This is a genomic window from Bacillus testis (assembly GCF_001243895.1).
In the GTDB taxonomy this organism is placed as follows: domain Bacteria; phylum Bacillota; class Bacilli; order Bacillales; family DSM-1321; genus Bacillus_AD; species Bacillus_AD testis.
This window is the reverse complement of record NZ_LN851181.1, coordinates 1-4,247: the sequence shown is the minus strand read 5'-3', so window position 1 is coordinate 4,247 and position 4,247 is coordinate 1. Positions and strand designations below refer to the sequence as shown.

Sequence of the window (4,247 nt, the reverse complement as noted above, 5' to 3'; positions counted from 1 at the left end):
GGGGCGAACGGTTTAGTTATCGGGATTAAAATCCCACGGGGGCGGTCGTTCTACCCCAGCTACCATTAGTATTCTAGAACCTAAATAAAAAGGTCAACCAATAACATTGGCTAACCTTATAATACGATCGGGGGCGTTAGTTGATTAAGAGACAGCGATTGCTGTCTCTTTTTTATGGTCTCTATGCCAATGTTTACTGTCATAGTCTTTGTTATAAATTTCTAATGTAATCTGCTAAATCTTTGCTTTCATCTTTGCGTAATTTTTTGTTTTCATCTTCTAGCTCTTTAATTCTTGCTTCCAGTTTTTCTATTTTCCGTCTAAGTGAAGCATTAATTGCGTTTTGGTTTACTTCGTCTCGCTTAACTCTTGCGTTACTATACGCTTTTTCTTGTTGATCTCGTAAGAATTCAATACGTTCTCGAAGGTCGGAATGATTATATAAGGTCGCTTTCGTTACTCCAGCTTCTTTTGCTACACTGTTGAAATTAATAGCTTTAGAATCCTTTGTAAGCCGTTTAATGGCGTTCTCAACCTTTTCTTTTGTCTTACGTTTACGTTCCTCGTGTAAGTGCCTTAGTTGCTCTTCTCGGTCGATACTAGCCATTCTTAACACCTTTCTTTCTCATACGCTCTAGTTTTCGCTGCACACGTTCTAAGTTACCGAAAATGATGCTTCCACTTTTGATGGTATTATATATGTCTTGGAATCTCTCTAAGTTCTTTTCATTCGCTTCGATCATATCTTCTCGGCCATATTCTTTTGCTGCTTCAATCATTTTGGCAGTTGATTCTATATGAAGCTCATATTTCTTTACATCGAAACTGGTCATTCCGACAGCTAAATCAAAACAAGGCTTTCCGTTGTTGGCCGTAAGACAAGGTGGTTCAGCTGCCAAAGGGCAGTTCCCATTCACTCTGGCACGACAAGTCCCATAAGGATTTTCCAATGCATTTAACTTTTCATCTCGCCATAACGCATCCATAATGTCCTCTGGAATTTCCTCGTTCTCTGTCACTTGATGAACTTTACCGTCCAAGTCAAAGCTAAATACGCCACTTTTCACGACCTTCTCAAACTCTTTGCGTTTTGTATCATCCACTAACTTAGCGTAACGCATTGTCATTTCAGGAGATGCGTGAGCCAAAAGTTCTTGCACTGTTAAAATATCAGCTCCACCATTTATCATCTTTACACCAAAGGTATGCCTAAATGCGTGGTTTTTAAAATGAAAAATATTCCCCATCTCATCAACAATTTTCTTTCTATGTGCCAGTTCGTTCATTTTTTGCCGAACCCAGCCCTGACTGTATGGCTTTCCCTTACGGGAACCAGTATATCGGACAAAGATTAATTTATCTGGATTGTTGCCATCGTTGCTGCGTTCTTTCGAGTTATGGATCAATACGGCGAGAAGATTTGCCAATTCTTCATCAATGGGTATTTTATGATTTATCACATAGGTCTTCTCTATATCTGTTTTAACAGAGCTTTTGCCATTTACACGCCACAAACAATCTTGAGTCAGTCCCAATGCATCACTGATACGCAATCCTGTTTTATACATAACCCAGACGACTGGTTGAACATCTGGATGAAGATCGTTGATATACTCAAACAATTGCTCTAATACAAAGTCTGGAACGTGGTCAATGTCGTCTGTTGCTTTCTTAGGCATATTAGGGATATCACCAGGATAAATTAGCTTTGCTACAGGTTTTTTTGGTGCAATGCTATACTCATATCGTTGGGAATCTTCAAGGAATACCTTAACAATACTAATATTTTTGGTTATGAAATGCGTAGGATTTGCGTTCTTTTGTTTTATATTGTTTGTTACATAGTGATTAAGATACTCTAAGTATTTCTCGAAATGCTCTCTTGTGATTTCATTCAAACCATTCCAATCAGGTTCTAGATCACTAATAAAATCCAAAAACACTTTACAATTCAGAGAATACCTTAGAGCTGTCCCCCACGAAAAATTCCGGGCACCTAGCAATCTATTTTTTATATACTTTTTGAAGTGTTTTCTGAATTCTTTGTTTTGTATCCTGTTAAAGTCTAAATAGTAATGAGTCGATGAAAGACTATACTCAATACCATATTGTTTGTTTAGAACCCTAACATCCCATCTATCTTTTTCCCATTCTTCACGGGTATCTGTTTGCTCTGATAAGTAATCATAAATTGATCGCAAAAATCCGGCTAAAGCAGATTTATTTTCAAGATTACCATATACAGCGTCTTTGGTTATTTGAGTTGTTGCTACTCCCTTGTTGGTTAACCACCATATCCACCGTTTTTCCTCTTTATCGATGTCCAACTCCAAAAGGGTAGAAAGATGAGGGTGGTTTTCGTTTAGATATTCATTCAAGTGATTCATTTTACTTTTAAAACCTATAAATGCGGAAGAAAGACTCCATTGATCATTAAACAGCTTGTGATAACATACAAATTTAAGCTCCAAGGATACCGCTGGATTTGCAGAAGAGAATACTATCTTTTTTCTTGTTCCTTTATATTCTTTATAGGATTCTGTAAAATTAGGAATTTGACCAACGGTATCAACTTCCCAAACATCATTGACCAAAAAGTAATCATCCTCGGCCTTATATGTCTTTATCTTTCCATCGCCTAATGTTTCTTTTACCTCGTAAGAGGAAAGGGTAGAGGTAATCAAGTCCCAATATTCATTCTGCGGTAAACTATTGCTTGCTGTGTATTTATTCAATATCCTGACTCCTTATCTATCGATTTAAAATGGATATGCCTCATCAGAAATACCCGATAAAACAGGGTCTTCCTTTCCATTCTCTCTAATCTTTATCGAACCTAGCTTGAATGTTGGAGCTGCCTTTTCCCAATCCTTACGGATATCATCCTCGGAAGGATGGAGGTAGTATTTTATGGTTGTTTGGATTTGAGAATGCCCTAAACGCTCTTGCACCATTTTAATGTTTTTAGTCGCAAGATAATAAAGGGTTCCGTGGGTATGTCTAAACATATGTGGAGTTATATGAAACCCCGTTTTTTTCTTAAGTTCTTCGCATACATCACGAACATTATGGTATTCCATTGGTGAACCCATTTTGCCACCAGACAGTTTCACAAAAACAAAGTTATGATCCAAATCCAAATCATCAATCACTTCATACAAATAATCATCGTATAGATCCATCAGTTCCTGCGATACATCAATTTTTCTTTCACCTGTTTTTAAATAACCGCCGTTAGGTAATACGCCTCTCTCTGTCAAATGAATCTGATGTTTTCTATGTTTATTATCAAATTTCAAATCTTCTAAAAATAAGGAAAGGGCCTCCCCAATCCGCATACCCGTTTCGAATAGTAGACGTATTAAGAATCTATCTCTAATATTCGTAGTAGCATTGTAGACGATTTCAACTTGTTCTTTTGTGAAAATCTCTACTTTCTTTCTGGGTTCTTTTTGTTTAAGAATATTTATGGAGTAGGGTTGATTTCCGCTAACGTGCTCTAAAAAACTTTTATATCCTTTACCACCAGCACCCGAGAATACTTTTTTCATTAATTTATCTCCAATGTTCGAATCTATTAAATCGCTTCGATATAAATAATCATAGAAGTTGGTTACAACAGTAATATAATTGTTCACGGTTGACTCAGCTCGCTTTGCTGAGGTTTTCTTCTGAGGAGTCACTTTTACACTCTCATAAGGGTTTGAAAGCCACCCCACAAAGTTCGATAGAACTTCAAAAGAGACCTGGTTATAATCGATCCCTAATTGCCCTAAATAAATAAAATAAGCTTTTAAAGCCTGACAATATCCCTTTAAAGTATTAGGTTTTTTTCCACTGTTATAGAGATACTTCATATACTTTGCTACCACTTCAATTGGTTTTCTATTAGCATCTAACAAGACATAGATAATCCTATTGTCATCCATCGGTACTTTTAAAACTTCTATGCCCATTCATAATCATCTCCTAATTGTTATGTTAGAGAAGGTGCTTAACCCTTAGTGTTAATTGGTATGTTTGTTTCTATAAGGTCCTCGAAACTTTGTTTCTGCGGAGTCCTACCTCGGACCGAGGCTACATCCCCCAAAAACACAAACAAATGTTCTCATTTAATATTCATAATATACTATTTATTCTTATTAATCAACCCTTATACTTTTAGACTTTTATGCAAACAAAAAGAGGATAATAGCCTCTATAATAGACTAATTATCCTCTATCCCTGTACCCTTATATAATAAAAC

At 36.4% G+C, this 4,247-nt stretch carries 3 protein-coding genes; all 3 read right to left on the bottom strand.

Annotation, left to right across the window (positions count from 1 at the left end; genetic code table 11):
* Positions 1 to 211 precede the first annotated feature (211 nt).
* Genes BN1765_RS00210 through BN1765_RS00200 form a run of 3 tightly spaced genes read right to left on the bottom strand, consistent with a single transcriptional unit; the run spans position 212 to position 3,956 of the window.
* Positions 212 to 607 carry a DUF6262 family protein gene (locus BN1765_RS00210; RefSeq protein ID WP_050613320.1) on the bottom strand — a complete coding sequence of 132 codons (396 nt, stop codon included), beginning with the start codon at positions 605 to 607 and terminating at the stop codon, positions 212 to 214.
* On the bottom strand, positions 600 to 2,735 hold the full coding sequence (locus BN1765_RS00205) for a tyrosine-type recombinase/integrase (RefSeq protein ID WP_050613319.1): 2,136 nt from the start codon (positions 2,733 to 2,735) through the stop codon (positions 600 to 602). The genes BN1765_RS00210 and BN1765_RS00205 overlap by 8 nt, the downstream gene beginning before the upstream one ends.
* 24 nt (positions 2,736 to 2,759) lie before the next feature.
* A complete protein-coding gene (locus tag BN1765_RS00200; RefSeq protein WP_050613318.1) occupies positions 2,760 to 3,956 on the bottom strand; it encodes a tyrosine-type recombinase/integrase in 1,197 nt (398 codons plus the stop codon).
* Positions 3,957 to 4,247 lie beyond the last annotated feature (291 nt).